At 62.9% G+C, this 24,967-nt stretch carries 17 protein-coding genes and 1 riboswitch; of the genes, 11 read left to right on the top strand and 6 right to left on the bottom strand.

Going from position 1 to position 24,967, the window contains the following annotated elements:
* Positions 1 to 4: 4 nt before the first annotated feature.
* Together DKB74_RS02265 and DKB74_RS02260 are read right to left on the bottom strand one after the other, a co-directional pair.
* On the bottom strand, positions 5 to 3,244 hold the full coding sequence (locus tag DKB74_RS02265; protein ID WP_145960880.1) for a PAS domain S-box protein: 3,240 nt from the start codon (positions 3,242 to 3,244) through the stop codon (positions 5 to 7).
* A 2-nt stretch (positions 3,245 to 3,246) separates the two neighbouring features.
* Positions 3,247 to 3,642 (bottom strand): response regulator transcription factor, encoded by a 396-nt coding sequence (locus DKB74_RS02260; RefSeq protein ID WP_109806470.1) that lies wholly within the window; start codon positions 3,640 to 3,642, stop codon positions 3,247 to 3,249.
* A gap of 99 nt (positions 3,643 to 3,741) precedes the next feature.
* Between DKB74_RS02260 and DKB74_RS02255 the strand changes: the two genes are divergently transcribed.
* Positions 3,742 to 4,131 (top strand): response regulator transcription factor, encoded by a 390-nt coding sequence (locus DKB74_RS02255; protein ID WP_109806469.1) that lies wholly within the window; start codon positions 3,742 to 3,744, stop codon positions 4,129 to 4,131.
* On the opposite strand, the gene DKB74_RS02250 is transcribed toward DKB74_RS02255, so the two are convergent.
* Complete coding sequence (locus DKB74_RS02250; RefSeq protein WP_109807068.1) at positions 4,128 to 4,700, bottom strand: TMEM165/GDT1 family protein; 573 nt, start codon at positions 4,698 to 4,700, stop codon at positions 4,128 to 4,130. The two genes, DKB74_RS02255 and DKB74_RS02250, sit on opposite strands and share 4 nt — an antisense overlap.
* An 18-nt stretch (positions 4,701 to 4,718) precedes the next feature.
* A riboswitch (yybP-ykoY riboswitch) is annotated at positions 4,719 to 4,897 on the bottom strand.
* A gap of 224 nt (positions 4,898 to 5,121) precedes the next feature.
* Here DKB74_RS02250 and rplK point away from each other — a divergent pair.
* From rplK to rplL, 6 genes are all read left to right on the top strand, one after another.
* Entirely contained in the window at positions 5,122 to 5,553 is a 432-nt protein-coding gene (rplK, locus tag DKB74_RS02245) for a 50S ribosomal protein L11 (RefSeq protein WP_109806468.1), read from the top strand.
* Between the two features lie 4 nt (positions 5,554 to 5,557).
* Positions 5,558 to 6,250, top strand: coding sequence for a 50S ribosomal protein L1 (rplA, locus tag DKB74_RS02240; RefSeq protein ID WP_109806467.1), 693 nt, complete (start codon positions 5,558 to 5,560; stop codon positions 6,248 to 6,250).
* A gap of 294 nt (positions 6,251 to 6,544) precedes the next feature.
* Positions 6,545 to 8,083: a L,D-transpeptidase family protein gene (locus DKB74_RS02235; protein ID WP_109806466.1), complete on the top strand. Its 1,539-nt coding sequence runs from the start codon at positions 6,545 to 6,547 to the stop codon at positions 8,081 to 8,083.
* Between the two features lie 11 nt (positions 8,084 to 8,094).
* A complete protein-coding gene (locus DKB74_RS02230) occupies positions 8,095 to 8,424 on the top strand; it encodes a hypothetical protein (protein WP_109806465.1) in 330 nt (109 codons plus the stop codon).
* A 300-nt stretch (positions 8,425 to 8,724) separates the two neighbouring features.
* The gene (gene rplJ / locus DKB74_RS02225) at positions 8,725 to 9,240 is read left to right on the top strand and encodes a 50S ribosomal protein L10 (RefSeq protein WP_109806464.1); all 516 of its coding nucleotides are present in this window, start codon (positions 8,725 to 8,727) and stop codon (positions 9,238 to 9,240) included.
* A 53-nt stretch (positions 9,241 to 9,293) separates the two neighbouring features.
* Positions 9,294 to 9,671, top strand: a complete 378-nt coding sequence (gene rplL / locus DKB74_RS02220; protein WP_109806463.1) for a 50S ribosomal protein L7/L12 — start codon at positions 9,294 to 9,296, stop codon at positions 9,669 to 9,671.
* A gap of 74 nt (positions 9,672 to 9,745) precedes the next feature.
* Here the strand turns inward: rplL and DKB74_RS02215 are convergent, their stop codons facing one another.
* The 3 genes from DKB74_RS02215 to DKB74_RS02205 form a co-directional block, all read right to left on the bottom strand.
* Complete coding sequence (locus tag DKB74_RS02215; protein WP_109806462.1) at positions 9,746 to 10,612, bottom strand: energy transducer TonB; 867 nt, start codon at positions 10,610 to 10,612, stop codon at positions 9,746 to 9,748.
* Between the two features lie 245 nt (positions 10,613 to 10,857).
* Entirely contained in the window at positions 10,858 to 12,078 is a 1,221-nt protein-coding gene (locus tag DKB74_RS02210; RefSeq protein ID WP_161956774.1) for a hypothetical protein, read from the bottom strand.
* Between the two features lie 125 nt (positions 12,079 to 12,203).
* Complete coding sequence (locus DKB74_RS02205; protein ID WP_109806460.1) at positions 12,204 to 14,156, bottom strand: CocE/NonD family hydrolase; 1,953 nt, start codon at positions 14,154 to 14,156, stop codon at positions 12,204 to 12,206.
* A gap of 230 nt (positions 14,157 to 14,386) precedes the next feature.
* On the opposite strand from DKB74_RS02205, the gene DKB74_RS02200 reads away from it, so the two are divergent.
* The 4 genes from DKB74_RS02200 (at position 14,387) to rpoC (ending at position 24,809) form a co-directional block, all read left to right on the top strand.
* Positions 14,387 to 15,856, top strand: a complete 1,470-nt coding sequence (locus DKB74_RS02200) for an acetyl-CoA hydrolase/transferase family protein (protein ID WP_420822391.1) — start codon at positions 14,387 to 14,389, stop codon at positions 15,854 to 15,856.
* 253 nt (positions 15,857 to 16,109) lie between these two features.
* Positions 16,110 to 20,288, top strand: a complete 4,179-nt coding sequence (gene rpoB / locus DKB74_RS02195; RefSeq protein ID WP_109806458.1) for a DNA-directed RNA polymerase subunit beta — start codon at positions 16,110 to 16,112, stop codon at positions 20,286 to 20,288.
* Positions 20,289 to 20,291: 3 nt separating this feature from the next.
* Entirely contained in the window at positions 20,292 to 20,489 is a 198-nt protein-coding gene (locus tag DKB74_RS18500; protein WP_145960878.1) for a hypothetical protein, read from the top strand.
* A gap of 33 nt (positions 20,490 to 20,522) precedes the next feature.
* On the top strand, positions 20,523 to 24,809 hold the full coding sequence (gene rpoC / locus DKB74_RS02190) for a DNA-directed RNA polymerase subunit beta' (RefSeq protein WP_109806457.1): 4,287 nt from the start codon (positions 20,523 to 20,525) through the stop codon (positions 24,807 to 24,809).
* Positions 24,810 to 24,967 lie beyond the last annotated feature (158 nt).

The raw sequence follows: 24,967 nt of genomic DNA, 5'->3' as shown, positions 1-24,967 counted from the left end.
CTGCTCAGCCGATGGGCCGCCCGCGTCCGTCGTCCGGGTCTAAATTGCCGCGCATCCGAACGAGCGCGGCCATGAAATGCGCTATGCCGGTCTCCAGCGGGAGGCCGGCATCGCCGTTTTCGGTCTCTCCCCGCACCCCGTCCTCCACGGCACGCGCTGCATCTCCCAGCTCGGTTTCACCGAAAAGCGCCGCCGATCCGGCCAGCTTGTGCATCGCCTGATACAGTTCCTCGCGAATTTCTTGAGAGGCATCGGGCAGCGCCTCTGCCACCCGGTTCGCGGCCTGAGCGCAACGTTCGCATAAAGCTTCGAATTTCGGCCACATGGGTGCCAGCGCCGGATCGATTTCGCGTTGCCCTGCAGGTGACGCCACATCCGCATGTATCGGCGTGGCACCGGGGGCCTTCGCCCAGCGACGCAATGCCGACGCCAGCGCGTCGAGCCGCAACGGCTTGGCGACATGTGCCTGCATCCCGGCATTGATACAGGCACGGACATCCTCGCCATAGGCATTGGCAGTGACCGCCACGATCGGCAGCATTTCGCTGTCGATCCCTGACGCCCGAATACGCCGCGCCGCTTCCAGCCCGTCGAGTACCGGCATCTGCATGTCCATCAGCATCAGATCGGGAAGCGCACCCTCGGCGTGCGCCTGCACAACCGCAGCGACTGCCTCGCCGCCGTCCTTCACCAGCGTCACCGTTGCCCCCAGCCGTTCGAGCATCGCTGTCACGAGCTGCTGATTGATATCGTGATCCTCGGCCACCAGCACGCGCGCCGGGATAGCTTCGGGTATTTCGGGGGCCGCATGGAGCGGATGTGGCGCTGCCCCGGCCTCTCCCTCCGCAATTTCCAGCGGAAGGCGCAAACAAAAGACCGAACCGAGCCCGACGATGCTTTCCAGTGTAAGCGTCCCGCCCATCAATTCGGCGAGTCTGCGGCTGATCGACAGGCCCAGGCCGGTCCCGCCATAAACGCGCGCGGTGCCGTCGTCGGCCTGCGTGAATTCCCCGAAAACCGCTGCCTGCCGCTCAGGGGGCACGCCGATCCCGCTGTCCTTCACGGATATGGCAAGCAACGCCTCCCCTCGCCCAGTTTCGACTTCTGCGCTCAGCGTCACACCGCCGCGCTCGGTGAACTTTACAGCATTGCCGATCAGGTTCGCCACGATCTGGCGCACACGCAGGCTGTCGCCACGGACGAACGGCGGCAGATCGGCGGAAAGCTCCGTCCGGAGCGCCAACCCCTTGGTCCTGGCTACCGGTTCGAACAGCGCTGCGGTGTGATTAAGGACGCGCGCGATCTCATAGGGCTCAGGCGTGATCGTCATTTGCCCCGCCTCGATCTTCGACAGGTCGAGGATATCGTTTAGCAACCGCATCATCGCCTTGCCGGAACCGGCCACCGCCTCGGCGCGGGTGCGTTGCTCGTCGCTCAGTTCGCCGGCAAGCAGCATATCGGTGAAACCGATCACGCCGTTCATCGGCGTGCGGATCTCGTGGCTCATATTCGCCAGAAAGCGTGACTTGGCCCGCGCCGCTTCCTCGGCCTGCGCCCGCGCAGCCTCGATATCGCGCTCCATTGCCTTGCGATCGGTGATGTCGAGCGTGATGGCAACGAATCCGGCAAGATTGCCTTGCTCATCGACTTCGGGCGCTGCCGATGCGGCAACCCAGCGCACCGTTCCGTCGCGCCAGACGAAGCGGAATTCGCCGGTGTAGTTCCGCCCCGCCTGCACGGCTTCGCCCCATTCCTGCTGCACGCGCCCTGCGTCGTCCGGATGCAATGCCCGGGCCCAGCCAACGCCTTGCGCCTCAACGAAGCGCAGACCGCTCACGTGTTCCCATGCAGGATTGGCAAAGGTCAGCCCGCCTTCGGGATCGGTTCGCAGGATGCCCGCCGGTGAAACATCGGCCAGCGTCTGCAGACGTCTTCGCCCCTCGGCAATCGCCTGCGCGGCCATACGCTCTTCTGTAACGTCGCGGATATTGCCGATCGTGCCGATCAGCGCGCCATCGGCATCATGCAATGCGCGGACATGCACTTCGCCCTGACGCGTGCTGCCATCGGCATAGCGGAAACTCTGGTCGAATCGCGCCTCGATCTGTTCTCCCTGAATCACCTGTTCGACGAAAGTGCGGTCGAGTTCGGTATCCTCGGGCATCCATTCGCGGATCGGGCGACCGAGCGATTGATCGACCGGAGCGCCGGTGATCCGCTCCCAGGCCGGATTTAGGAAAGTCCAACGTCCTTTGGCATCGGTACGGAAAATGATGTCGCGGATCTCATCGAGCGTCGATTGCGCGAAATCCCGGCTCTCGGCGAACTCCCGGGCAAGACGCGCACGGGCCGATAGCGCCGCCGTCACCGGCAGTGCCGACAGGAATATCGTCAGCAGAAAGCTTTGAAGCACCAGCACCCGGTCATGCAGCGTGCCGTGGACCAGCTGGATAGGTCCATAGCCGTGCGACGTCGCCAGTGCGGCGATCAGAGCAATGACCAGCGTTGCCGATGCCGCCCCGGCCGCGCCCAGCTGAAACGCCGCGACCAGCGCCAGCGGTCCGGCGAGGAACAGCAACGGGAATTGCGTCTGTGTGAAAATCACCAGCGTGCCGACAATCACGCCACCCAGGATCAGCAGCCATCGTTCCAGTGTCACCCCTGGGACGCGGTGGAGCCCGCGCGCCGATTCGATCAGGATGGCAAAGATCGGGGTTCCCATCGCCAGTCCAAGACCAGCGGTGGTGAACCAGTCCAGCCAGACATGCGAGTCAAAACTTCCGAGAGGTTGCGCCAGCGCCAGTGCGGCAACGGTGGCGGAAATCGCCGGTGCCACCACCCCGGCTGCGATCCCGAAGCGAAACAGCTGGGTGAGATCATTCCATCGCGGCGCCCCCGCACACAGGATACAGGCCAGACGCGCCGCGATCAGAACCTCGGCGATGCTGGCGGTGCTGTATCCTGCCGCCGTCAGGAAATCGTCGCCGATCAGCAGGTTCTTGGTCGTTTTGGCGATCAGGCACAGGATCGCGATGGAGTACATGCCCTCCAGCCGACGCCAGAACATGATGCCTAGCAGCATCGCATTGGGAAGCCACACGACATCCACGCGCTCGGTACGGCCCGACAATAGCGTCATGACCCAGGCAATCGTTGCGTAAACGATCGCGATCGCGAAGGGCACCGCCAGCCGCGCGAGCGAAAATGCACGCGCTTCGGCGGGCCGCTGGAATGTCGTGGCCATCGTCACGCGCGTCGTTCGGGACCGCCGCTCCGGAAGCTTTCGAGCAATTGCTCGACGCGGAAGACCATGTCGTCGGGATCGAACGGCTTGGTGGCGTATTCGTCCGCCCCGGCATACATCGCGGCGGTCATGTCGGCCCGGCTGCGTCGCCCCGTCAGCATCATCACCGGGATGTTCCACATATGGTCGGACCGGCGCATTTCGCGGACCAGTTCGACCCCGGGCATGCCGGGCATATTGCAGTCGAGGATTACCAGATCGGGCAGCTTCGCACTGATCACCGCCAGCGCGTCGGTGCCGTTGTCGACCACGCCGACTGCGTGTCCCGCCGCCATCAACTTGACCTGCAGCACGCCGGAAACCAGTTCGTCGTCTTCGGCCATAATGATCCGGGCCATGCGGCAACTCCCGTTACAGGCACGCACGGGGTGCCTTCGTTCCTTCTATTATAGAGGGAGCGGCGCACCTCTTGCGCGGCGACACGAGATCCGGATTTCATGGCGCGTATTATTTCCGTCGAGGACGATGAGCTTATTTCGGTGCCGCTCAGCGCAGCACTGACGCGAGCGGGCCATCTGGTCGGCGTAATCCCGAACGGCGCGCTGGCGTTGCAGACGATCGCGTTCAAACCGCCCGATCTCGTGATTCTCGACTGCGCGCTTCCGGGCATGCCGGGAATCGAAATATTGCGCCGCTTGCGGCGAAGCAGCGCGACCTATCTGATGCCGATCCTGATGCTGACCGGGCATCGCCGCGAACGCGACATCGATTCGGCGATAGAGGCCGGTGCCAACGCCTATCTGACCAAGCCGTTCGACACGACCGAACTCGTCGATTGCGTCGAACGACTGTTGGAAGAAGGCGCGCTGCACCGGCTGGTGCGTTAGATCAGCCCCGCCGTTTCGGCGACCACCCAAAGGCCGATGACGATGAACAATCCCGCGGCGGCCAGATGGACCGTGCGCATCGGCACGCGCTTCAGCAACGCTTCGCCCAGGAACACCGCCGGCACATTGGCGATCATCATTCCCAATGTCGTGCCCGCAGTGACGAAGAACAGATTGTCGAACTGCGCGCCGAGCGCCACCGTCGCAACCTGGGTCTTGTCGCCCATTTCGACGAGGAAGAACGCGACCAGCGTTGTCGCGAAGGCACCGAAACGCGATGCCTTCGGCGCGTCATCCTCGTCCATCTTGTCCGGGATCAGCGTCCACAGCCCCATGGCGATGAACGACGCCGCGATCAGATAGCGAAACCAGTCGCCCTGCAGGATCGACGCGACGCTGTGCCCCACCAGCGCGGCGAGGAAATGGTTGGCGAGTGTCGCGAAAAGAATGCCGAGGATGATCGGCACCGGCTTGCGAAACCGCGTCGCGAGCAGAATCGCGAGCAGCTGCGTCTTGTCACCGATCTCGGCAAGCGCGACGACCGCCGTCGATGTAAGAAAGGCTTCCATGCAAAAAATCTCCGGGCCGGGCGACAGGCGAACAAACGGCATCGCGCCTTCCGCCCGGCCGGGGCGAAGGTGCAATGCCATTTGGTCTCGCCTGAACGGACAATGCCGCCCTCTCCGCGCCACGGCCTCTCGACCGAGTATGTTGACGACGGAGCCCGTCCTTGCGGACGACTGGCTACTCCCCAGATGACGCCTTGCGTTTAGTCCGCGATCCGCGCAATCGCAAGTATCGACGCGCAGTTGCACTTGGCAACGGCTTACGCTACAGGCGCGCGCTTCCATGGCATTGCAAAGGAATTTGCGGCGCAATGGAATTTGCGGGAGGTCGCCCCGACGGGACGGCCGCACGGACCGCTAAACTTGAACCGGTGCTGCGGCGCGGATTTCCGCGACGCCAACACCAGCAACAGAGTGAGTAGAGATGGCCAAGAAAATTACCGGCTATATCAAGCTGCAGGTGCCCGCGGGCGCCGCAAACCCCTCGCCGCCGATCGGCCCCGCTTTGGGTCAGCGCGGCGTGAACATCATGGAATTCTGCAAGGCTTTCAATGCCGCCACCGGCGACATGGAAAAGGCGATGCCGATCCCCACGATCATCACCGTCTATGCCGACCGTTCGTTCTCGTTCGTCACGAAGACGCCGCCGGCAACCTTCCTCATCAAGAAGGCCGCGAACCTCAAGTCGGGTTCGAAGGAGCCGGGCAAGGTTTCCGCCGGAAAGATCGCCCGATCGAAGCTCAGCGAAATCGCCGAGCTGAAGATGAAGGATCTGAACGCCAACGATATCGAAGCGGCGACCCGCATCATCGAAGGCAGCGCCCGCGCAATGGGCCTCGAAGTGGTGGAGGGCTGATCCCATGGCTAAGGTAAGCAAGAAGCAGAAGGCCTGGACGATCGACAGCGACAAGCTGCACGGCGTCGATGAAGCCATCAAGCTGGTCAAGGACAACGCCACCGCCAAGTTCGACGAAACGATCGAAATCGCGCTGAACCTGGGCGTCGATCCGCGTCACGCCGACCAGATGGTCCGTGGCGTCGTCACGCTGCCCGCCGGCACCGGCAAGACCGTTCGCGTCGCCGTGTTCGCCAAGGGCGCCAAGGCCGATGAAGCCAAGGAAGCCGGTGCGGACATCGTCGGCGCCGAAGACCTGATGGAAACCATTCAGGGCGGCACCATCGATTTCGATCGCTGCATCGCGACCCCCGACATGATGGGTGTCGTCGGCCGTCTGGGTAAGGTTCTGGGCCCCAAGGGCCTGATGCCGAACCCGAAGCTGGGCACGGTGACCATGAACGTCGGCGAAGCGGTGAAGGCCGCCAAGGGCGGTCAGGTCGAATATCGCGTCGAAAAGGCCGGCATCATCCATTCGGGAATTGGCAAGGCCAGCTTCTCGAACGACGATCTGCGCAAGAATTTCGATGCGCTGGTCGATGCCGTGGTCAAGGCCAAGCCCTCGGGGGCCAAGGGCAAGTATCTGCGCAAGGTCGCTCTGTCGTCTTCGATGGGCCCGGGCGTGAAGGTGGACGTCGCGGAAGTCGGCGCTGCCTGAAACGAGCTTTCGGGGAGGAACTGAAAGCAACGAACGAAGGGTCGGGGGAAACCCCGGCCCTTTTTTCATGTCCCGATCCGGGCCCGGCACGCGATCCGGGAACCGAACGCCCGCCTATCGTGTTAAAAACAATCTGTTTTTGCGATAGACCGGGATTGAACACCGCCATCGGCCGAAAAGGAAAAAGCGCGCCTTCGCTGGCGTGTTCAGGCTGGATATTGCATAGGTTCGACAGGGCACGGCCGGGCAGCCGCCACGACGGCCGATCGAGGGAGTAGTGAATTGGAGACTGGAATGACCCGATCCGTGCGCATTCGCTGGATCGCGGCCACGGCTGCACTCGCACTTGGCGCCGTACCTGCCGCCGCGCAGGTATCGGGCACGCCATCGCCTGCCCCCTCTCCGGTGCCGACCGCAGCGCCGAGCCCGATCGTGCAACCGCTGCCCGGACAACAGGCTGCTTCCGCGCCGGTCGCACTGCCGACGCTCACCGCCGGACAACAGACCGAACTCGCCGGATTGCTGGCCGAACGCTATCTGACCCAGGGGCTGCGCTACAGCGAGCCCCCGCCTCTGCCCAGCGGCGGTCCGGCACTGGTCAGCGCCGCGCTCGATTATGCCAAGGCAGTGCATAGCGGCCGTCTGGCGCCCGAGGATTTCGAATCCGACTGGGGCCTGCGTCCGGCCGAATATGACCCGCTTCCCGGTTTCGTCGCGGCAGTGCGCGAGGATCGGCTGGCGCAGTGGATCCGTTCGCTGCCGCCGCCCTATGCCGGCTATGACGCATTGCGCGACGGGCTTGCCCGCTATCGCTCGATCGAAGCGGCGGGCGGATGGCAGGCCGTGGCGACCGGCCCTTCGCTGCGCGAGGGCGACAGCGATCCGCGCGTCGAGGCACTGCGCAAGCGGCTGGCGATCGAGGATAGCCAGGTGATCACCGTCGCCACGCTGACCGCGGAAGACCCCGCCGATCCCAAATTGTTCGACGCGGACCTTGCCGAAGCGGTGAAGCGTGCCCAGGCCCGCTATGGTCTGGCCGTCGACGGTGTCGTCGGGCCTGCCACCTTGCGCGCGATCAACGTGCCGGTGGGCGATCGCATTCGCCAGATCATGGCGAATATGGAGCGCTGGCGCTGGATTCCGCGCGAATTGCCGGTGAACCGTATTCAGGTGAACATCGCCGCGGCAGTGCTGACCTTGTTCAAGGGCGACGATCCGGTCGGATCGATGACCGTGGTCACCGGATCGCCGGGGCATGAAACGCCGATGCTTTCTTCGACGATCACCAGCGTGGTGCTCAATCCTCCGTGGAATGTGCCCTCCTCGATCGCGGCCAACGAACTCTGGCCCAAGGAGCGGGCGCGCCCCGGCTATCTCGCGGCCAATGATTTCCGCGTGATCGAACTGGGCAATGGCCAGACGCGGCTGCAACAGCGCGCCGGATCGAAAAGCGCGCTTGGTCGCTACAAGTTCGATTTCGACAATCCCTATGCCGTCTATCTGCACGATACGCCGGCACAGGCCGCGTTCGACCGGACCGATCGTCTGGCGAGCCATGGCTGTGTCCGCCTGTCGCGACCGGCGGCGCTGGCGCGGCTGCTGCTTGCCGACAATCCCGACTGGCAGGTCGCAAAGATCGACGAGACCATTGCGTCGGGCGAAACGGTGCGCGCGCCGCTGAAGACTCCGGTCTCGGTATTTCTGCTTTACTGGACGTCCTATGTCGGCTCTGACGGGACGATGTATTTTCTCGACGATCCCTATGGCTGGGACGCACAGCTTGCCGACAAGATCGAAAGCCGCGCCCAGGCCCAACAGATCGCCGACCGCTGAGGAGAAGGGTGATGACGAAACTGATGCTCAGGACTGCTCCGCTCGCGCTCGTCGCGGCGCTTTCGCTCGCCGGGTGCTCGGTAAAGACCGAAGATGTCACCGAACCGGACAACAGCACCGGCGAAGTGGTCGAAACGATCAATTATGATACGCCGATGGCGAATTTCGTCGAACCGGAAGCCGAACCGGTGGCGGAACCGACGGCAAGCGCGACGCCCCCCGCCGCCGCACCCGTCGGCAACACGAGCACGGGTCTGCGCGAGGATGAAATGATGCTCGACGACGCCGCCGCAACCGGCATGACGTCGCGCGTCGACCGGAGCGAGGCTCCCGCCCACTAGGCGCTTTTAACGCGCGTTTCGCTTGACTTTCACGGGTGCGCCGCTAATTGGCGCGCTTCGCCGATGGAGCTTGCTCCGTCGGCATCCGTCCGAGACAGCGAGTGACCGGAATCTGCCGGTCTTGATTTCTCGCCGAGACGGGGAAGGATTTTTCCGGCCGCTGCCAGCGATGGTCGCGTTCGGGTCTGCCCCGGGGAAACCCTGGCGCTGACGATCATGCCCCTCGGACGAGGGCTTCGGGCATGTCGCCCGTCGCTCGACGCAACCGGGCCTTTCGGGGCCCATATTGAGGAGACCGGCATGGATCGTTCCCAGAAGACCGAAGCCGTTGCCGAGCTGAATCGCACCTTTAACGAGGTTGGCGTGGTGGTTGTCACCCGCAACCTTGGCATGACCGTCGCCCAGTCGACGGACCTGCGCAACAAGATGCGTGAAGCCGGTGCGAGCTACAAGGTCAGCAAGAACCGCCTTGCCAAGATCGCGCTCGAGGGCACCGATTACGCAGGTCTTTCCGACCTGCTGACCGGTCCGACGGCGCTGTCCACGTCCGTCGACCCCGTGGCTGCTGCCAAGGTGGTCAACGAATTCGCCAAGACGAACGACAAGCTCGAAATCGTCGGCGGCGCGATGGGCAGCACCATGCTCGACGTGGAAGGCGTGAAAGCGCTCGCTTCGCTGCCGTCGCTGGATGAACTGCGCGGCAAGATCGTCGGCCTTATCCAGGCTCCGGCGCAGAAGCTGGCTTCTGTCACCCAGGCACCGGCGGGTCAGCTTGCGCGTGTGTTCGGCGCCTATGGCGCGAAGGACGCCGCATAAGCGGCTTGCGACCAATTACCCTGAATTAATCTGATTTTTCGAAGGAAATCAAAATGGCTGACCTGAATGCTATTGTCGACCAGCTCTCCGAGCTGACCGTTCTCGAAGCTGCCGAGCTCTCGAAGATGCTCGAAGAAAAGTGGGGCGTTTCGGCTGCTGCCGCGGTTGCGGTTGCTGGCCCGGCTGGCGGCGGCGCTGCTGCGGCTGCTGAAGAAGTGAAGGACGAATTCGACGTTGTTCTCACCGGCGACGGTGGCAAGAAGATCAACGTGATCAAGGAAGTCCGCGCGATCACCGGTCTCGGCCTCACCGAAGCCAAGGCGCTGGTCGAAGGCGCTCCCAAGGCCGTCAAGGAAGGCGTGTCGAAGGACGAAGCCGAAAAGATCAAGGCTCAGATCGAAGCAGCCGGCGGCACCGTCGAGCTCAAGTAAGCTCGTACGGCTCGTTGCGAGCTACGAAAAGAAGGGCGGTCCGGAAACGGGCCGCCCTTTTTCGTGCATCCGGGTCAGGAGCGGCCCATTTGCCAGTTGACCCGCTGGATAATGAAATCCGGAACCGGATTGCCATTGGCGTCCAGTGCAGGTTCGATCACTGCCCGCTCCTCGATGCGGCGACAGGTAATCTCGCCAAATTGCGGCAGGCCGGCATTTTCCAGCAGCTTGCATCCCGTCACCTTGCCCGTTGCATCGACATCGAGCCGGACGAGAATCGAGCCGTTCTGGCCGCGCATGCGCGCAGAATCGGGATAATCGGTGTACAGTAGCCAGTCGCGCGAACCCGGCGCTTTCCTCGCCTGTCGCGACAGACCGGTAATGACTTCCGGATCATATCCCCACTTTTCGACCAGATGGCTGACGCATTGACGCAATGCTGCCATCGGCTTGTCGAGCGGCCCGGTTTGCAGCTGGATGGCGCCCCAATGCCGGCCCGACATGACGATATGATCCATCGCCGCTTCCTGCTCGGCAGTGATCGGCGGAGCCTCTTCGTCGTCGGCATCGCCGCTATATCCGTCCATGCGGACACTGTTCAGCATCACCATCCGCGAATCGCCGGCGGTCCCGTAAATGCCGCCTTTTTCAAAAGGCGTTCCATTGGTTCCAAAGGCCAGTCGGACGTCGGAAAATACCGATCCATCCCGAAACCGGCTGCCGACCAGCAGCAAATCAAACGTATCGCCAAAGCCGTATTTGGCCATGCGTATGGTGACCTGGTCGCGCCCCTCGCCGAAGCTGCGGATGAGATAGCAGGCATCCTCGTCATAATGCAGGTTCCAGGGCCCGGCGCGCTGCAATATCTCCGGATCGCGGGCAGTTTCCGGTTGCCCGGCCAAAATAGCGAGCGACAATCCCATCATCACGCCGAAATGCATCAATACCCCCCTGTCATCCCGGGATCGCTTCGCGGCTATTCACCGCTGAAAGCGAATTCTCGTAAATACTATCGGGGTTATTTTACAAATCCATATCCGATTTATTGTGCCTTTAGGCCGAACCTTGGCGTGCGATCCTTGTCGGGCTCGGCGATGTTCACGCAAAAAAGAAGGGGCGATCCCTGACCGGATCGCCCCCTCCCCTGCGCTACGATACGCAACTGGTAGCGCGGTAGAGCTGTGACTTAGCTCGAATAGGACGGTTTTCCGCCGATCTGCCACGCGGCAGCATCGGTGATCGAACCGATCTTCTCCTTTGCGCGAGCGACCGGATCCGCCATCGGCTTGCGCGCAGGCGCCGTGGCCTTGGCCGCCGCCGGAGCCCTGGCCTGCTCCACAGCGCGGTGTTCGACCGGCGCCATGCCTTCCGCACGTTCGCGCTGGTCATAGAAGCGCGCGCGCTTCATCCGGTTGCGCAGCGTCAGGAACGGGTTGTCCGACGTCGGGCCGCGCATCGCCGCGATCTGGTGGCGGCCCATCCCGGCGGCCGACCCTGTCGCCACCGCAGCAGCGGGCATCGCCGACGGCGCCATGCGGGCAGGCTCCCGCACCACCGGTTCAGGCGTCGTGCGCGCCATCGCAGGCCTGGCAGCTACGGGTTCGCTGTCGCGTGCCGGCATCGGTTCGCGGACGGGCTCGGTTTTGGCGACCACGGGGGTGGTTTCGGCGCTATCCGAACGGCGGCGCATCGCCGCAGCGGCACCTACGCCACCCAGGCCGAGGATCAGTGCAAGACCGCCCCACAGTGCGACGTCGTCGCCGATACCGTCATTCGCCGCCGAGGCCTGATCGGCCACCGGAGCCGGCGCCGGAGCCGGAGCGGGCTGCGCCTGCTCCAGACCGACCTGCTGCTGAATGCTCTGGTTCAGCGGCGCGACCGAGCCGGCACCCGCGTCGAGCGTCAGCGCTCTGTCGGCGAGGTTGGGACCGCTGGTAGCGGCCGTTTCGCTCGCGACCGACGTCGCAGGCGCAGCAGCAGCGGTGCTGGCCGTCGCCGATGTCCGCGAAGCTTCGCGGGCCGCCGCACGGCGCTCTGCCGCAGCTTGCGCCGCTGCAGCGCGCTCTTCCTCGATCTGGGCAACAGCAGCCTGATTCACCGGGGTAGCGGATTCGGGATCACCCACGCCGCTGGGGAGCGCCTGCGACGATACGGTGGCGGGACTCGGCGCGCTCTGCGGCACCGTCGGCGCGGAAAGCGTAGTCGCGGGCTGGGACGGCTGGCTTATCCGCGGCGCCGGAATCTGCGGCAACGGCGAAACCGCCGGTACCGGCACAGACTGCGTCGCGGGCGGGCTCTGCGTCGTGGTGGACGAAGCATCCTGGGCCTGAGCCGAGGGGGCGGAAACGGCCAGTGCAGCAATAAACGCCACCGCAGCCGTCTGTGCATAATATCGCGTCTTGTTCATAGCGAGGGGACAATACGATCCCCTTGCTACAGTTCCCGTGATTACTCAAAACCACGATGAAGTGAACGGCAGGGAGCGATGAAATACCGCGTTCATCTGCCGTTCACGCAACAAATACCCGATTTTTATTTCGGACCCGGAGCGACTTCGGCCGACTGATCGACCGGAACGACGGGCAGCCACACCGCACTGGCATTCGCCGCGCCGCGTTCGACGCTGATCGTCGCCTTCTGATAATCCTCCGGCTGGGCGAAGAAGATATTGTCGACATATTTCTGCGGATTGCGGTCATAGAGCGGGAAGAGGCTCGACTGGATCTGGATCTGGATCCGGTGCCCCGGCTGGAACACATGGTTCACCGTCGGCAGGCGGAATCGATAACGCTGCACCTGCCCCGCCGGGATCGGTTCGGGATTGGAGAAGCTGTTGCGATAGCGACCGCGGAAGATGTCGAGCGCGATCGGCAGCTCATAGCCGCTCATTTCCATGTTCGACGGCACTTCGTCGGGATAGACGTCGATCACCTTGACGACGACATCCATGTCGGTGCCGGTCGTCTTGGCCAGGATATCGGCGATCGGCGCGCCGGACACCCGCACCGGGCTGTCGAGCACCGGCGAGGTATAGACGAGCACGTCGGGACGCCCGTCGACATGCCGCTGGTCGCTGACCAGCCATGTCGTCCAGCGCTGGCGATCGCCGAAATTGAGCGGCCGCGCGATATAGGGGACCGGATTGTGCGGATCGCTGACATAGCTGTCTTCGCCCGACCCGCCCGGCCTGGAGAAGGACAGGCCCCAGCCATTCTGCAGATAGATCGGCGTCAGCTTCGCGCCGCAATCCTCCTGACAGGCGAGCGGCCATTGCCGCAGCGAATCCCAGTGATTTTCACCCGTATTGTAGATCAGCGCGCGCGGCGGCTGATAAGCGGGCGCACCATCCTTCAGATAGCGATTGAAGAAGGGCAGGAGCACATCCTGCCGGAATTCGGTCGCCGTATCGCCTTTCCATTTGAGCGGCCCCAGCGACGAGCCGTCATAATTGACCTGGCTATGCCGCCACGGGCCCATGACGATATAATTATTGTCGGTGGCGCCGGCCTTTTGCAGTTCTTCGAAACTGTGGATCGCGCCGTACATGTCCTCCTGATCCCACAGCCCCTGAATCCACATGGTCGGGACGTGCGAGGGATTTTTGGCGAGCAATTTGTCGAGCGCCTGCCCCTGCCAATATTCGTCATAGGCCGGATGCTCGCTCATCCGGTTCCAGAAAGGCAGCTGGTCGAACCCCGACCGCTTTGCCCACTCGCCCGCCGATCCGACGCGGCGGAACTGGTCATAATCCTCCCAGATGCCCTGGGGCGGCTCGGAGCCGCGGCCCTTATATCCCGTCTGACCGGCGATCCAGCCGATATTGGCGAGGCGGAAGGCGCCGTAATGGAACCAGTCGTCGCCCATCCAGCCGTCGATCATCGGGCTTTCGGGCGCCGCGACCTTCAGCGCCGGATGCGGATGGAGCAGCGCCATCGCCACGGTGAAGCCTTCATAGGAAGAGCCGAGCATGCCGACCCGTCCGTTGCTTTCGGGCAGGTTCTTGACCAGCCAGTCGATCGTGTCCCAGGCATCGGTGGTGTGATCGGTCTCGGTCGGATTGAGCGGCCCCACCGGCGGGCGCGTCACGACATATTCGCCCTCCGACCCATATTTGCCGCGAATGTCCTGAAACACGCGGATATAGCCGTCGCGGACGAATACTTCGTCGCCCTGCGGCAGCATCGACAACATGTTCGGGCTGTCCATCCGCGACGTGCGGCCCGCCGCGTTATAGGGCGTGCGCGTCAGCAGGATCGGCGCATCATGCGCGCCCTTGGGGATCATGATGACGGTATAGAGCTTCACACCGTCGCGCATCGGGATCATCACTTCGCGCCGCTCATAATCATAGCGGTCGGTCGGCACCGAGAAATCGGCGGGGATATCCCCGCCCTGCGGCCATATCGACGAATCGACGGTCTGCGCCGACAGCGGCGTCGTTGTCATCGCGAACAGGCTCGCGATCAGCAAGAAGCGTGATTTCATCGATAGTTCCCCTTTTGCAGCCGGCCGACGGCGTCGGCGCGATGCTACGCCCGATCCACGGCAAAGCGCAACGCGTGATATAGTGTATCTTGCGATTTACCTTTTTGCATCCGCCATGAGCAAATGCGCATTCCACCCCTGCCCCGCCGCCTTTAAGAGATGCACAAGTCACAAGAGGATAGCCCGTGAGCGCAAGCCGTATCGCCGCCCCGTCCCTCCGGTCCCGAGTGATGTCGGCGCACGACGCCGCCGCGCTGATTACGCCGGGTTCGACAATCGGCATGAGCGGCTTCACCGGCTCGGGCTATCCCAAGGAAATTCCGCTCGCGCTCGCCGCGCGGATCGAAGCCGCGCATGACGCGGGCGATCCCTTTTCGGTGCGTATCTGGAGCGGCGCGTCGACCGGTCCCGAACTCGATGGCGCGCTGGCGAAATGCGACGGCATCGAGTTTCGCCTGCCCTATAATTCGGACCCGATCGCCCGCGAGAAGATCAATCGCGGCGAAATGAACTATTTCGACATGCATTTGAGCCAGGTCGCGCCGATGGCGTGGGAAGGGTTTCTGGGCCCGCTCGATACCGCGATCATCGAAGTCGCCGGCATTTGCGAAGACGGATCGCTGATACCCTCCACCTCGGTCGGCAACAACAAGACCTGGATCGATTGCGCGCAGAAAGTGATCCTTGAGGTCAATAGCTGGCAGAATCTGGCGCTCGAGGGGATGCACGACATTTACTACGGCACTGCGTTGCCCCCGAATCGCGTGCCGATCCCGATCGTGCGCGCGGATCAGCGGATCGGCGAAACCCGCTTCCGCTGCGATCCCGAAAAGATCGTCGCGATCGTCGAAACCCACACGCCCGATCGCAACGCGCCGTTCGCGCCGCCCGATGATTGTGCGCAGGCGATCGCCGGGCATCTGATCGAGTTTTTCCGCCATGAAGTCGCACGCGGGCGGCTGCCGCACTCGCTACTGCCGCTGCAATCGGGCGTCGGCAATATCGCAAATGCGGTGCTGACCGGGCTGATCGACTCCCCGTTCGACGACATGACCGCCTATACCGAAGTGCTGCAGGACGGGATGCTGGAGCTGCTTGCATCGGGCAAGCTGCGCGTCGCGTCGACCACCGCCTTCTCGCTCAGCCCCGAGGCGCAGCTCGGCCTCAATGCCGATCTGGCGCGCTACCGCGACAAGGTGATCCTGCGCCCCCAGGAAATCAGCAACCATCCCGAAGTGATCCGCCGGCTGGGCTGTATCGCGATGAACGGCATGATCGAGGCCGATATCTATGGCAACGTCAATTCGACGCACATCATGGGATCGCGCATCCAGAACGGCATCGGCGGATCGGGCGATTTCGCGCGAAACGCCTTTATCTCGGTATTCCTGACGCCCTCAATTGCCAAGAACGGTGCGATTTCGGCAATCGTGCCGCATGTCAGCCATGTCGATCACATCAATCAGGATGTTCAGGTGATCGTCACCGAACAGGGGCTGGCCGATCTGCGCGGCCTCGCCCCGCGCGAGCGCGCGCAGCTGGTGATCGAAAATTGCGCGCATCCCGACTATCGCCCGATGCTGCGCGATTATTACGACCGCGCGCGCAAGGGATCGTTCGGACAACAGACGCCGATGCTGTGCGGCGAAGCGCTGGCATGGCACCAACGGTTCATCGAAACCGGGTCGATGCGCGTCTGAAACGCCATCGCCCCCTTTACGAAATCCAACATTCCCCCTATATGGCCCTTTCAACTCCATCTGACGGGAAATGAGCCGCCGTTGCGCAGCGGATCATAGGAATTGTCGGTTGGGGGTTCCAACAAGTCGCTTGAAGCTGCTGTTTTCCTGAAAACCGGGAGAATTGCGGCTTTTTCGCGTTGGAATGGCACTGCGCCCTGCCCCCGACAGCAAACGGGCACGAATTTTTGACCGAGCGAGGCGAACACACTCCATGGCATCCAAGGCGATCGAAAACGGCGCGGTAATGCGCTCAGGCTCGAGCGGCACGATCAAGCGCCGCATCCGCAAGATCTTCGGCGACATTCACGAAGTCGTCGAAATGCCGAACCTGATCGAGGTTCAGCGCGAATCCTATGAGCAGTTCCTGCGCTCCGATCCGTCGATCGGCTATGTCTCGGGCCTGGAAAAGACGCTGCGCAGCGTGTTCCCGATCCGCGATTTCGCCGGCACCGCCGAGCTCGATTTCGTCAATTACGAACTCGAACCGCCCAAGTTCGACACCGACGAATGCCGCCAGCGCGGCATCACCTATGCCGCGCCGATGCGCGTCACGCTGCGCCTGATCGTGTTCGAAGTCGATCCCGATACCGAAGCCCGCTCGGTCCTCGATATCAAGGAGCAGGACGTGTACATGGGCGACATGCCGCTCATGACCGGGAACGGCACCTTCTTCATCAACGGCACCGAACGCGTCATCGTGTCGCAGATGCACCGCTCGCCGGGTGTGCTGTTCGACCATGACCGCGGCAAGACGCACGCTTCGGGCAAATATCTCTTCGCCGCGCGCGTGATCCCGTATCGCGGTTCGTGGCTGGATTTCGAATTCGACGCCAAGGACATCGTCAACGTCCGTATCGACCGCAAGCGCAAGCTGCCGGTGACGACGTTGCTCTATGCGCTCGGCCTCAATTCGGAAGAGATCCTCAACTATTTCTACAACCGCGTCACCTTCGTCCGTGGCGAAGGCGGCTGGCAGATCCCGTTCGCGCCGGAAAACTGGCGCGGCGTCAAGCCGACCTTCGACATCGTCGATGCCAAGTCGGGCGAAATCGTGTTTGCCGCGGGTCAGAAGATCAGCCCGCGCGCCGCGAACAAGGCCGGCAAGGACGGCCTGACCGACCTGCTGATTCCGACCGAGGAAATCTTCGGCCGCTACAGCGCCTATGACCTGATCAACGAGAAGACCGGCGAGATCTATATCGAGGCCGGCGACGAAGTGTCGCCCGAAAACCTCGAAAAGCTCGACAAGGCGGGTATCGATCGCATCGAACTGCTCGACATCGATCACGTCACCACCGGCCCGTGGATCCGCAACACGCTCAAGGTCGACAAGGCTGAGGACCGCGAACAGGCGCTCAGCGACATTTATCGCGTCATGCGCCCCGGCGAACCGCCGACGCTCGAAACCGCAGAAGCGCTGTTCGGCGGCCTGTTCTTCGATCCGGAACGCTATGACCTGTCGGCCGTCGGCCGCGTCAAGCTCAACATGCGCCTCGACCTCGATGCCGAGGATACGGTCACCACGCTGCGCACCGAGGATATCCTCGCGGTCGTCAAGACGCTGGTCGATCTGAAGGACGGCAAGGGCGAAGTCGACGACATCGACAATCTCGGCAACCGCCGCGTGCGTTCGGTGGGCGAGCTGCTGGAAAACCAGTATCGCGTCGGCCTGCTGCGCATGGAACGCGCGGTCAAGGAGCGCATGTCGTCGGTCGATGTGTCGACGGTGATGCCGAACGACCTGATCAACGCCAAGCCCGCCGTGGCTGCCGTGCGTGAATTCTTCGGCTCGTCGCAGCTGTCGCAGTTCATGGACCAGACCAACCCGCTGTCCGAAGTGACGCACAAGCGTCGCGTTTCGGCGCTCGGGCCGGGCGGTCTTACCCGTGAGCGCGCAGGCTTCGAAGTCCGCGACGTTCACCCGACCCACTATGGCCGTATCTGCCCGATCGAAACGCCGGAAGGCCCGAACATCGGTCTGATCAACTCGCTGGCGACGTTCAGCCGCGTCAACAAATATGGCTTCATCGAAACGCCGTACCGCAAGATCATCGACGGCAAGGTGACCAATGAGGTCGTCTATCTGTCGGCGATGGAAGAGCAGAAGCACACTGTCGCCCAGGCGTCGGCCGAGCTCAGCGAAGACGGAAGCTTCGTCGAGGAACTGGTTTCGGCGCGTCAGGGCGGCGAATTCCTGATGGCGCTGCGCGAGCAGATCACGCTGATGGACGTTTCGCCCAAGCAGCTGGTTTCGGTCGCGGCATCGCTGATCCCGTTCCTGGAAAAGGACGACGCCAACCGCGCGCTGATGGGATCGAACATGCAGCGTCAGGCCGTGCCGCTGGTGAAGGCGGAAGCGCCGTTCGTCGGCACCGGCATGGAAGAAACCGTCGCGCGCGATTCGGGCGCGGCGATCGCGGCAAAGCGTGCCGGCGTGGTCGACCAGGTCGACGCGACGCGTATCGTGGTCCGCGCCACCGGCGAAGTTGATGCCAGCGAAAGCGGCGTCGACATCTATACGCTGATGAAGTTCCAGCGCTCGAACCAGTCGACCTGCATCAACCAGCGTCCGCTGGTGAAGGTCGGCGAAATCGTCGAGGCCGGTGACGTGATCGCCGACGGTCCCTCGACCGAGTTCGGCGAACTGGCGCTGGGCCGCAACGTGCTCGTCGCGTTCATGCCCTGGAACGGCTACAACTACGAAGACTCGATCCTGATCAACGAACGCATCGTGAAGGACGACGTGTTCACCTCGATCCACATCGATGAATTCGAAGTGATGGCGCGCGACACCAAGCTCGGGCCGGAAGACATCACCCGCGACATTCCCAATGTCGGCGAGGAAGCGCTGCGCAACCTCGACGAAGCGGGCATCGTCTATATCGGTGCAGAGGTTGAGCCGGGCGACATTCTGGTCGGCAAGATCACGCCGAAGGGCGAAAGCCCGATGACGCCGGAGGAAAAGCTCCTGCGCGCCATCTTCGGTGAAAAGGCCAGCGACGTGCGCGACACCTCGCTTCGCCTGCCGCCGGGCGTTGCCGGTACGATCGTCGACGTTCGCGTCTTCAATCGCCACGGCATCGACAAGGACGAGCGCGCGATGGCGATCGAGCGCGAGGAAATCGAGCGCCTGAAGAAGGACTCGGACGACGAACGCACGATCCTCAACCGCGCCACCTGGTCGCGCCTGAAGGAAATGCTGCTCGGCCAGACGGCGACGGCGGTTCCCAAGGGCCTGAAGAAGGGCGCGGAAATCGACGAGGATCTGCTCGAAAGCGTCGATCGCCACGAATGGTGGAAGTTCGCCGTCGCAGACGATGCGATGCAGGCGAACCTCGAAGCCGTGAAGGGCCAGTATGACGAGGCGGTGAAGAAGATCCGCGACAAGTTCGAGGATCGCCGCGAAAAGCTGGAACGTGGTGACGAGCTGCCGCCGGGCGTGCTCAAGATGGTCAAGGTGTTCGTCGCGGTGAAGCGCAAGCTGCAGCCGGGCGACAAGATGGCCGGCCGCCACGGCAACAAGGGCATCATCAGCCGCATCCTGCCGCAGGAGGACATGCCGTTCCTTGAGGACGGTACTCCGGTGGACTTCGTGCTGAACCCGCTCGGCGTGCCTTCGCGCATGAACGTCGGTCAGATCTTCGAAACCCATCTGGGCTGGGCCGCGCGCGGCCTGGGTCGCAAGATCGGCGATGCGCTCGACGCATGGCGCGAAGCCAATCCGAACCCTGAGGCGGGCCAGCCCCCCGAAGCGGTGAAGGAAATGCTCAAGACGGTCTATGGCGACAGCTATGTCGAGCAGATCGACTCCCGTTCGACCGACGAACTGCTCGACCTCGCGCAGAATGTCCGTTCGGGCGTTCCGATGGGCACTCCGGTGTTCGACGGCGCGGTGGAAAAGGACGTTGCCGACATGCTGACCCTCGCGGGTCTCGACAAGTCGGGTCAGGTGGACCTGTTCGACGGCCGCACCGGCGACCGTTTCGACCGCAAGGTGACCGTCGGGTACAAGTATGTGCTCAAGCTGCACCATCTGGTCGACGACAAGATCCACGCGCGTTCGATCGGGCCGTACAGCCTCGTCACTCAGCAGCCGCTGGGCGGTAAGGCGCAGTTCGGCGGCCAGCGCTTCGGCGAAATGGAAGTGTGGGCGCTCCAGGCATATGGCGCCGCCTATACGCTCCAGGAAATGCTGACGGTGAAGTCGGACGACGTGATCGGCCGTACCAAGGTCTATGAAGCGATCGTCAAGGGCGACGACACGTTCGAAGCCGGTATCCCCGAAAGCTTCAACGTGCTCGTCAAGGAAATGCGGTCGCTGGGCCTCAACGTCGAGCTGAAGAGCGTCGACGAAGCGGACGAAGACGGCATGGCCGAGGCGGCGGAGTAAGCAATGGCTAACGGAGCTCAGACCGAAATGTTTCCGTCGCGGCGAATGCCGAAATGGGCGTTCGGACTGGTCTCTGTGGCTGCCGGTTTGGGTGTGGTGTCAAGCGGCTATCGTGCTGATAACCTTACTCTAATCGTCATGGGATGCGCGCTGGCGCTGATCTCCCTCATTGTCACGGTTCTGCTGCTCCTGAAGCGCTGACGGAAAATTCACCCTCTAGAGGGACGAAAGAATATGAACGAACTGACCAATTTCGCGAACCCGGTCGCAAAGCCGGAAACCTTCGACCAGATCCAGATCGGCATTGCGTCGCCTGACCGCATCCGTTCCTGGTCGTTCGGCGAGATCAAGAAGCCCGAAACGATCAACTATCGCACGTTCAAGCCGGAACGTGACGGCCTGTTCTGCGCGCGCATCTTCGGTCCGATCAAGGATTACGAATGCCTGTGCGGCAAGTACAAGCGCATGAAGTACAAGGGCATTGTCTGCGAAAAATGCGGTGTCGAAGTCACCGTGTCGAAGGTCCGCCGCGAGCGGATGGGCCATATCGAACTCGCCGCCCCCGTCGCGCACATCTGGTTCCTCAAGTCGCTGCCGTCGCGCATCGGCCTGCTGCTCGACATGCAGCTCAAGCAGCTTGAGCGCGTGCTCTATTTCGAAAGCTATATCGTCACCGAACCGGGCCTGACCCCGCTCGAAAAGTTCCAGCTTCTGACCGAAGACGAACTGCTCGACGCGCAGGACGAATATGGCGAAGACGCCTTCTCCGCCGGTATCGGCGCCGAAGCGGTCAAGATCATGCTGATGGATCTCGACCTTGAAGGCGAGCGCAAGGAACTGCTCGAAGAACTGGCAGTCACCAAGTCCGAGCTGAAGCCCAAGAAGATCATCAAGCGGCTCAAGGTCGTCGAAAGCTTCATCGATTCGGGCAACCGCCCGGAATGGATGATCCTCGACGTCGTGCCGGTGATCCCGCCCGAACTGCGCCCGCTCGTCCCGCTCGACGGTGGCCGCTTCGCGACGTCGGATCTCAACGATCTCTATCGCCGCGTGATCAACCGTAACAACCGCCTCAAGCGCCTCATGGAGCTGCGCGCGCCGGACATCATCGTCCGCAACGAAAAGCGCATGCTGCAGGAAGCAGTCGACGCATTGTTCGACAATGGCCGCCGCGGCCGCACCATCACCGGTGCCAACAAGCGTCCGCTCAAGTCGCTGTCCGACATGCTCAAGGGCAAGCAGGGCCGCTTCCGTCAGAACCTTCTCGGCAAGCGCGTCGACTATTCGGGCCGTTCGGTCATCGTGACCGGTCCGGAACTCAAGCTGCACCAGTGCGGCCTGCCCAAGAAGATGGCGCTCGAGCTGTTCAAGCCGTTCATCTATGCCCGCCTCGATGCCAAGGGTCTGTCGATGACTCTCAAGCAGGCGAAGAAGTGGGTCGAAAAGGAACGCAAGGAAGTCTGGGACATTCTCGACGAAGTCATTCGCGAACACCCCGTTCTTCTGAACCGCGCGCCGACGCTCCACCGTCTGGGCATCCAGGCGTTCGAACCGGTGCTGATCGAAGGCAAGGCGATCCAGCTGCACCCGCTCGTCTGCTCGGCCTTCAACGCCGACTTCGACGGCGACCAGATGGCCGTCCACGTGCCGCTTTCGCTCGAAGCCCAGCTCGAAGCGCGCGTGCTGATGATGTCGACCAACAACATCCTCAGCCCCGCCAACGGCAAGCCGATCATCGTGCCGTCGCAGGACATGGTCCTGGGTCTCTATTACCTCTCGATGGAGAAGGAAGCAGAGCCCGGCGAAGGCATGATCATGGCCGATATGGAGGAAGTCCATCAGGCGCTGTTCAACGGCGTCGTGACGCTCCACACCAAGATCACCACCCGCGTCCCGCAGACCGACGAGGAAGGAAATACCTACTTCCAGCGCGTCGAAACCACGCCGGGCCGCATGTTGATCGGTGAAAAGCTGCCCAAGTCGCACCGTGTGCCGTTCGACACGATCAACCGTCTTCTCACGAAGAAGGAAATCGGCGACGTCATCGACACCGTCTATCGCCACACCGGCCAGAAAGAGACGGTGCTGTTCGCCGACGGCATCATGACGCTCGGCTTCCAGCACGCGTTCAAGGCCGGCATCTCGTTCGGCATGGACGACATGATCATTCCGGACGCCAAGGATGGTCTGGTCGACGAAACCCGCACGCTGGTGAAGGATTACGAGCAGCAATATCAGGACGGCCTGATCACCCAGCAGGAAAAGTACAACAAGGTGATCGACGCCTGGAGCCGTTGCGGCGACCAGGTGGCGGCCGCGATGATGGACGAGATCAAGGCCGTCAAAAAGTACGAGGACGGCCCCGATGCCGGCCGCGAAAAGCCGATCAACTCGATCTACATGATGGCGCACTCCGGCGCCCGTGGTTCGCAGGCGCAGATCAAGCAGCTCGCGGGCATGCGCGGCCTGATGGCCAAGCCGTCGGGCGAGATCATCGAAACGCCGATCATCTCGAACTTCAAGGAAGGCCTGACCGTTCTTGAATATTTCAACTCCACCCACGGCGCTCGTAAGGGCCTCGCGGATACGGCGTTGAAGACCGCCAACTCGGGCTATCTGACCCGCCGTCTGGTCGATGTGTCGCAGGACTGCGTCATCATGGAAGAGGATTGCGGCACCGAACGCGCCCTCGAAATGAAGGCGATCGTTCAGGGCGGCAGCACCATCGCCTCGCTGGGCGAACGCATTCTGGGCCGCACCACGGCCGAGGACGTGGTCGACAGCAAGACCGGCGAAGTCGTCATCCCGGTCGGCACGCTGCTCGACGAAGCCATGGTCGCACAGATCGAAGCGATCGGCGTCCAGGGGATGAAGATCCGTTCGCCGCTGGTCTGCGAAGCCAAGATCGGCGTCTGCGGCAAATGCTATGGCCGTGACCTCGCCCGCGGTACGCCGGTGAATATCGGCGAAGCGGTCGGCGTCATCGCGGCGCAGTCGATCGGGGAACCGGGTACGCAGCTTACCATGCGTACCTTCCACATCGGCGGCGCGGCACAGCTGAACGAACAGTCGAATCTGGAAGCTCCGGTCGACGGCAAGGTGGAATTCCGCGACGTGCGCATGATCGTCGATCAGCGTGGCCGCCGCGTGGTTCTGTCGCGCTCGGCCGAACTGGCGATCCTCGACACCGAAGGCCGCGAACTGGCGGTGCACAAGATTCCCTATGGTGCGCATGTCCTGTTCGACGACGGTCACATCGTGTCCGCCGGCGACCGCATGGCCGAATGGGATCCGTTCACCGCGCCGGTGATCACGGAAAACCCCGGTATCGTGAAGTATCAGGACCTGATCGACGGCAAGACGCTGACCGAACAGGCCGACGAAGCGACGGGCATCACCCAGCGCGTCGTCACCGATTACCGCGGCGCCGCCCGCAGCAAGGAAGATCTGCGTCCGCGCCTGACCCTGACGGGCGACAGCGCGGAAGAAGCCGGTCGGTACATGCTGCAGCCGGGTGCGGTGATTTCGGTCGAGGACGGTGCCACGGTTCAGGCCGGTGACGTGCTTGCCCGTGTTGCCCGCGAGTCCGCCAAGACCCGCGACATCACCGGCGGTCTGCCGCGCGTCGCCGAACTGTTCGAAGCGCGCAAGCCCAAGGAAAACGCGATCATCGCGAAGGTCTCGGGCCGTGTGGTGTTCGGCAAGGACTATAAGGCCAAGCGCAAGATCGGCATCCAGCCTGAGGATGGCAGCGATGTCGTCGAATATCTGGTGCCGAAGTCGAAGGTGATCGACGTTCAGGAAGGCGACTATGTCAAGCGTGGCGACAACCTGATCGGCGGCAGCCCCGATCCGCACGACATTCTGGAAGTGCTCGGCATCGAGTCGCTGGCCGAATATCTGGTCAGCGAAATCCAGGAAGTCTATCGACTGCAGGGCGTGAAGATCAACGACAAGCACATCGAGGTGATCGTTCGCCAGATGCTGCAGAAGGTTGAGATCACCGAAGCTGGCGACACCACCTTGCTGCCGGGCGAGCAGGTCGATCGCGACGAAATGGACGAAACCAATGCAAAGCTCTCGCCGGGTCAGATGCCCGCGCAGGGCAAGCCGGTGCTGCTCGGCATCACCAAGGCTTCGCTGCAGACGCGTTCGTTCATCTCGGCCGCCTCGTTCCAGGAAACCACCCGCGTGCTCACCCAGGCGGCGGTCGAAGGCAAGCAGGACACGCTGATCGGTCTGAAGGAAAATGTCATCGTCGGCCGGCTGATCCCGGCGGGTACCGGCGCGGGCATGAACCGGATGCGCATTGCCGCTTCGTCGCGCGACGCGGCGCTGCGTGCCCAGCAGAAGAAGCTGCAGGAAGCGCTGATCGCACCGAACAGCGCCGCCGAAGAACATGCCGCCGAACTGGCGCAGGATCCGAACGACGCTCGCGTCACTTCGGATGCGCTGGAAAAGGTGGAAGTTTCCGGCGACGGCAGCGATGCCGCCGCGGGCGATTACCTCAACAAGGAATGATCGCCCGGGCCCTTCGGGCCTGAACGAAACAGAAAAGCCGCCGTCCGGTCATCCGGGCGGCGGCTTTTTCTTTGCCCGAATGGCGTATTTTGGCCGTTTCGACCCGGCCCGGTGCCCCGGACCGCTCTATAATTGGGACTGACGCGCGTCCGCACGCG

The sequence above is a fragment of the Stakelama portus genome, assembly GCF_003171655.1.
Lineage (GTDB): Bacteria > Pseudomonadota > Alphaproteobacteria > Sphingomonadales > Sphingomonadaceae > Sphingomonas > Sphingomonas portus.
The sequence above is the reverse complement of the archived record's forward strand: the minus strand, read 5'-3'. Positions and strand labels throughout refer to the sequence as shown.

Bases quoted from the DNA above. Each gene is read 5' to 3' on its own strand.
- DKB74_RS02200 (WP_420822391.1), top strand. From the start codon at position 14,387: ATGTCGGCGCACGACGCCGCCGCGCTGATTACGCCGGGTTCGACAATC.
- rpoC (WP_109806457.1), top strand. From the start codon at position 20,523: ATGAACGAACTGACCAATTTCGCGAACCCGGTCGCAAAGCCGGAAACC.
- DKB74_RS18500 (WP_145960878.1), top strand. From the start codon at position 20,292: ATGGCTAACGGAGCTCAGACCGAAATGTTTCCGTCGCGGCGAATGCCG.
- rplL (WP_109806463.1), top strand. From the start codon at position 9,294: ATGGCTGACCTGAATGCTATTGTCGACCAGCTCTCCGAGCTGACCGTT.
- DKB74_RS02250 (WP_109807068.1), bottom strand. From the start codon at position 4,700: ATGGAAGCCTTTCTTACATCGACGGCGGTCGTCGCGCTTGCCGAGATC.
- DKB74_RS02260 (WP_109806470.1), bottom strand. From the start codon at position 3,642: ATGGCCCGGATCATTATGGCCGAAGACGACGAACTGGTTTCCGGCGTG.
- DKB74_RS02205 (WP_109806460.1), bottom strand. From the start codon at position 14,156: ATGAAATCACGCTTCTTGCTGATCGCGAGCCTGTTCGCGATGACAACG.
- DKB74_RS02210 (WP_161956774.1), bottom strand. From the start codon at position 12,078: ATGAACAAGACGCGATATTATGCACAGACGGCTGCGGTGGCGTTTATT.
- rplK (WP_109806468.1), top strand. From the start codon at position 5,122: ATGGCCAAGAAAATTACCGGCTATATCAAGCTGCAGGTGCCCGCGGGC.
- DKB74_RS02265 (WP_145960880.1), bottom strand. From the start codon at position 3,244: ATGGCCACGACATTCCAGCGGCCCGCCGAAGCGCGTGCATTTTCGCTC.
- DKB74_RS02235 (WP_109806466.1), top strand. From the start codon at position 6,545: ATGACCCGATCCGTGCGCATTCGCTGGATCGCGGCCACGGCTGCACTC.
- DKB74_RS02255 (WP_109806469.1), top strand. From the start codon at position 3,742: ATGGCGCGTATTATTTCCGTCGAGGACGATGAGCTTATTTCGGTGCCG.
- DKB74_RS02230 (WP_109806465.1), top strand. From the start codon at position 8,095: ATGACGAAACTGATGCTCAGGACTGCTCCGCTCGCGCTCGTCGCGGCG.
- DKB74_RS02215 (WP_109806462.1), bottom strand. From the start codon at position 10,612: ATGCATTTCGGCGTGATGATGGGATTGTCGCTCGCTATTTTGGCCGGG.
- rplJ (WP_109806464.1), top strand. From the start codon at position 8,725: ATGGATCGTTCCCAGAAGACCGAAGCCGTTGCCGAGCTGAATCGCACC.
- rpoB (WP_109806458.1), top strand. From the start codon at position 16,110: ATGGCATCCAAGGCGATCGAAAACGGCGCGGTAATGCGCTCAGGCTCG.
- rplA (WP_109806467.1), top strand. From the start codon at position 5,558: ATGGCTAAGGTAAGCAAGAAGCAGAAGGCCTGGACGATCGACAGCGAC.